General features: G+C 64.2%; 2 protein-coding genes. Both read left to right on the forward strand.

Annotation, left to right across the window (positions count from 1 at the left end):
- Positions 1 to 839: 839 nt before the first annotated feature.
- Positions 840 to 1,808 carry an endonuclease/exonuclease/phosphatase family protein gene (locus IH50_RS0136595; RefSeq protein WP_234328330.1) on the forward strand — a complete coding sequence of 323 codons (969 nt, stop codon included), beginning with the start codon at positions 840 to 842 and terminating at the stop codon, positions 1,806 to 1,808.
- Between the two features lie 392 nt (positions 1,809 to 2,200).
- Positions 2,201 to 4,018: a serine hydrolase gene (locus IH50_RS0136600; RefSeq protein WP_051767599.1), complete on the forward strand. Its 1,818-nt coding sequence runs from the start codon at positions 2,201 to 2,203 to the stop codon at positions 4,016 to 4,018.
- Positions 4,019 to 4,117 lie beyond the last annotated feature (99 nt).

Below are 4,117 nucleotides of genomic sequence, written 5' to 3' on the forward strand. Positions count from 1 at the left end.
TTGAACTGCGGCGGATAGTTCTTCATGACCACGAGATGTCCGTTCTCAGATCCTCAGGATCCAGTGTCTCGTGTGTCCAAGATCAGGGGTCAAGGCCCATCTGCTGGTAGGCCGGATGGTCCGGCTGTCGCCGGCTCGCGAGGATGATGGCAGCGAGCAGGGAATGCTCACTCTGGTGTAGCGATCTTGATGTGTCTGACGAGCGACTGATCGTTCCACGGGCTGCTGCTACAAGGGGCATGAACTGGGGAACTATGTATGCCGTGATTGGTGCTCACTGAACTGAGTGATGCTCAGTATCCACGAGCGGGCCAACGGATGGCTCCGGCATCGTGTCGTATGTGGTGAGGCAGAGAGTCGCTTGTACCTGAGAGCGCACGGATGGCCCCCGAAGGACGGGCGTTGACGGGGATTTTGGTGCGTCTGCTGTCAGTCCGAGGGGCAGACGGGTTCGTGAACCGTATGGGGGAGACCACGTGGGACAGGACCAGGCCCTCGGCTGCTGGAGCACTCACGACGACGCCCGGATGGCCAGTCGACAACACCTCAAAGTTCAAACGGGTGCACCCATGGACCGCACCCCGCATGTATCAGCACGGCGCGTAGGTCGGCTTCGCCGTCGAAGAGCACCTTGCGCCTTCGAGCACGATGCACGGTGTGAAGGCGGCTTTCGAGCGGGTGGGCGGCCTTGGGCGGGTGGCATGCTCTGGGCGAGTGACGTTGCCCGAGTCTTGACCTGGGTTCCTCACAGCACGCCGATAGCTTCATTACGCTGCGTGTCCCGGCCATGGCGAGCCCTGGGGGCACTTGTGACACGGATCCGGATTGCCACGTTCAACTTGGAGAATTTCGACGAGACCGCGCCGACCGCGCATCCGTCACTGACTGACCGCATCACGCTGATGAAACCGCAGATCAGGCGACTGCGTGCCGATATCGCCTGCTTTCAGGAAGTTCACGGCCAAGAACGTCCCGGCCGGCCCCGGGCGCTGCTGGCGTTGAAGGAACTGCTCGCGGGGACCAACCTCGACGGTGCCGAGCTGATCAGCACCAAACTCGAGAACAACGCGGTCTTCGAACAGCGCAACCTGGTCATCGCCACCCACCTGCCGGTCATCAAGCACCAGCAACTCAAGAACGACCTGGTCGCCGAGCCCCGTTACCAGCGGCTCACCGCCACCCCTGCCGACCCGGAGCCGGTCCCGATCGGTATCGAGCGGCCCATCCTGCACGCGCAGATCGACATCGATCACGCCGAACCCGGCCGCCTGCTGCACATCATTACCGTGCACCTGAAATCCAAGATCCCCAGCGAGATCCCCGGCCAGGTGAGCGATCCTGAGAAGGGCATCTGGCGCACCGCCGATGCCTGGGCCGAAGGCAGTTTCCTGTCGTCCATGAAGCGCATGAGCCAGGCCCTGGAAGTGCGGCGCCTGGTCGACCGGATCCTCAAAGAGGATCCAGATGCGCGCATCATCGTCGCCGGTGACTTCAACGCTGAGCCCGGGGAAGTCCCGGTCCTGGCGATCTGCGGCAATGTCGAGGACACCAACAACCGGGACCTCGCCACCCGGGTCTTGGTCCCCATCGAGCACACCATCCCCAACGAGGCCCGCTACACCCTTCTCCACCACGGCCGCGGCCAGATGCTCGACCACATGCTCGTCACCCGTAACCTCCTGGCCCACTACCGAGGCTCAGAGATCCACAACGAAGTCCTCCACGACGACTCCCTCGCCTTCGCCACCGACGACAAATACCCTGAGTCCGATCACGCCCCCGTCGTCGCCACCTTCGACTTCGACTGACCGCCACATCGCCGTTGATTCCCGCCCTGACGGGAACCTTGGTGGCGAACGCCGAGCACGGAGCACGGCAGCCCTCCACGGTGTGCAACTGCGAGCGCTGAGAATCACAGCCGGCGACCGGCGCAGGAGGCGAGTACGGCCGCCGGGCAACCGTGGCGGGGAGTCCAATCAACTGCGGACCTATGGCGATTGCACCGATTCTCGGCGGTCAGGGACGCCAGAGTGCCCGTCTCTCCGGATCCTCAGCCGCATGACGGATTCAGAGCGTACGGCCGACTCTCTTCCCTCGCTTGCGGCTCTTTCGTCAGGTGAGCTGAACGAAAGTGTGCAAGTCGCTCCTCGCTGACCCGAGTCTCACCCCCGGACAAGTGATCTGAGCACTGGAGCTGATTGTGATCATCACCGACTGGCAAGCCCGTCACGCCCTCACTGCGGCGGAGCACCAAGCCGAGTTCGATCGACTCACCGGCAGAGGGTATCGACTTCTCAAGATCGCAGGATATGAACTGGGAAGCACCCCGCGCTTCGCCAGTGTCTGGGCGATCCAGGACGGGAGCGCCTGGCAGGCCCGCCACGGTATTTCGGCCAACGACTATCAGACAGCAGTTACCGAGCTGAGCCGCGACGGCTTCCGGCCTGTCGATCTGTCGGTGTTCCGCACGGGGAACACCGTCCTGTTCAACGCGATCTGGGAACAGGAACAGGGCCTGGAATGGGCCGCTCGCCACGGGCTGACCGGAGACGAGTACCAGGCCCTGTTCACAGATCTGTCCAACAAGGGCTTCCGCCTGCGCTGTGTGTCCCCTTACGAGGACCGCAACGGCACACGCTTCGCCTGCATCTGGGACCGCTACGCCGGCCCCCCGTGGACGGCCCGGCACGGTCTGACGGCGCAGGAATACCAAAGCGAGTTCAACGCGCAGAAACAGCGCGGCTTTCGCCTGGTACGAGTGGTCGGCTACCCGACCGGCGGCCAGATCCGATATGCGGGCATCTGGGAAAGTTCCCCCGGTCATCCGGGGAACGCAGCCCACGGTCTTTCACACAACGAATACCAACGTCAGTTCGACACCAATTCGGCCGCAGGGCTGCGCCTGGTCGATGTGAGCGGCGTCAGGGACGGCAGCTCGGCACGCTACACCACGATCTGGGAGACAACGCCGGAGACCAGCTCCAGCGCGAGCGCCGCGGCAAGACTGGTGGTGCCCTTTATGCAGAAGTGGGCCGTGCCGGGTTTCTCCTTCGCGCTCGCCCGCAACGGTACGATCCGGGCCACCGGCGTCTTCGGCTACGCCAACCGCATCACCCGCGAGATCGCCACACCGAACCACCGCTTTCGTGTCGCGAGTATCGCCAAGCCCATCACTTCCACGGCCGTGCACCTGTTGATCGACCAGGGCCGCCTCACCCTGGCGGACAAGGTGTTCGGCCCGGGGGCACTACTGGGAACCACCTACGGAACACAGCCCTACAGCACCCGGGTCACCTCCGTGCGACTGCAGCACCTGCTGGAGCACTCCGCCGGCGGCTGGGCCAACGACAGCAACGACCCGATGTTCCAGCAAATGCAGCTAGGACAAGACGCTCTCATCTCCTGGACACTCGACAACAGGCCGCTCACCACGGACCCCGGCAACACCTACGCCTACTCCAACTTCGGCTACTGCCTGCTCGGCCGGATCATCGAACGAGTGAGCGGGATGTCGTACGCCCAATTCGTCGACCGCTTCGTGATGGAACCGAGCAACGCCGGCCAGTCCGTCCTGGCCGGCGCGACCGCCACGAACCGGCACGGTCAGGAGGCGATGTACTTCGGCCTCAACCGCGAAGCACCCTACGAGATCCGGGTCGACCGAATGGACGCCCACGGCGGCTGGGTCATGACACCAGCCGAAATCCTCCGCTTCGCTTTCTCCGTCGATGGCCTACCGACACCCCCCGACCTGTTGCAACCCGCGACACGAACAGCGATGACCACCGCATCCGCAGTCCGTCCGGTCACCCCCACCACGACGGGCTACGCCCGAGGGTGGGCGGTCAATAACGCAGGAACCATCTGGCACGACGGCACCCTGCCCGGCACGCAGGCGATCCTGGTCCGGCCGTCCGACGGCCGCGCTTGGAGCGCCGTCTGTAACGCCGGACGTCCGGGCACCTCGCTCGCCGCGGAGTTCGACGACCTGATGTGGAAGGTGCAACAGGCCATCTGAGATGGCGTCCCGCTGTGTGGTGTAGGGGATCTCCGCGGTTGAGTGCGCGGGTTCTGCTCCCTGGGGTGCACCGTCTGCCGGTGACTGCTCCCTGCTCAA

It is taken from the genome of Streptomyces sp. NRRL S-37 (genome assembly GCF_000721605.1).
Taxonomy (GTDB): domain Bacteria; phylum Actinomycetota; class Actinomycetes; order Streptomycetales; family Streptomycetaceae; genus Streptomyces.